Genomic DNA, 1,325 nt, shown 5'->3' on the forward strand with positions numbered 1-1,325 from the left:
CAGGGAATTATCTAGCTAATCAGTCATGGGTTGTAATCGGTATCCTTGAGGACAAATTCACTCGGACTGAGTTTATGGTCAACGTGGCCACTGAAAGCGTGGTATTCTCTTATGACCGTTCAGGTGTCGGTATCAACAAAATCAGGGAGCAAGGCGCTCTTGATGTCAAGGGCAACATCTACGCAGACAACAAACCCATACAGCAATATCAGCTGACTGATAACAATGGAGGTCTAGGTAGAGGTAGTGCTCAATGGAATGATGTTTGGAATAAGCAAGGCACGGAGTTCGGGTGGAGGTCTGGTAAATACGATGACAATCCAACAGGTAGAAATGGCGACTGGGGTCTGTATCAAAATTTTTGGCTTGATAGTTGGAAAGGCGTCCAATTTTTCACAGGGTTAAGCTCAAATAGGTTTTTCTTTAGGACTTACAACAATAACAGTAGATGGAGTCCATCTCAATGGAAAGAGATTGCTACCAAAGATGACTTGCAGAAAATTGCTACAAGAAAGATTGAGCTAGGTTGGTTCATTAACGGCAACGTAACAAGAAATGGCAATCTTGTCACAATTTCAACCGAAAGAAAAATCGCAGACATTGCCACAATTTCAGACTATCGAGAAGTCAAAGAAACAATACCAGCTGGATTTAGACCAGCTCAAGAGGTTAACTTGGTTTTACAAGGATTGTCTGACTCAACAGTAACAGGTACGGCTATCTTACACCTTGCCTCGGATGGGAAAATCCGTCTGACAAGTAAATCACCAGGAAATAAATACTGGACAGGCACAATAACTTATATTACAAATGACCCTTATCCTCAATAAATGAAAGGAATATATATATGAAACTAGAATATGGCTCAAAATCACAAGAATTTGATGCAAGTGGTGTTGCATCAGCAACCAAGGTGACGCTAGTAAACGCTGACGGTGCAATCGTGCCTATCATGCTACCGGCTGATAAAATCAGCCTATCAAACACAGAGCTATTTGAACTCGCCCTGGAAGCTCTTTATCAAGAGAATTTCCCACAACGTGCCGAAAATGAAAAATTCAATAAAGTAGATGAGCAGCTAAAACAAAATAAAGAAATGGCTGCTAGATTAGAACAAACTGGAACCGAAAACAAGGAAAACTTGGACACGGTATCAGCTATCACTGAGGTTCTCATCGCCCTAGCAATCTCTCAAAATGGGGGCATGCCTACCAACGCCTATGGCAAGGTGGCAGCATTTGTTAAGCCGCTTGTCAAGAGCACTCGCTATGCAAATGGTGACATCGTGGCAATGCCTTATCCGTTTGATACGAATCCAAAATGGC

General features: G+C 42.1%; 2 protein-coding genes. Both read left to right on the forward strand.

Annotated features, from left to right (window positions below):
• On the forward strand, positions 1 to 830 hold an 830-nt coding region (locus HMPREF2613_RS01415), incomplete at its 5' end, for a DUF859 family phage minor structural protein (RefSeq protein WP_222563120.1).
• Between the two features lie 17 nt (positions 831 to 847).
• The coding region (locus HMPREF2613_RS01420; protein WP_070478457.1) for a DUF1366 domain-containing protein at positions 848 to 1,325 on the forward strand (478 nt) is incomplete at its 3' end.

Source organism: Streptococcus sp. HMSC070B10 (assembly GCF_001808665.1).
Taxonomy (GTDB): domain Bacteria; phylum Bacillota; class Bacilli; order Lactobacillales; family Streptococcaceae; genus Streptococcus.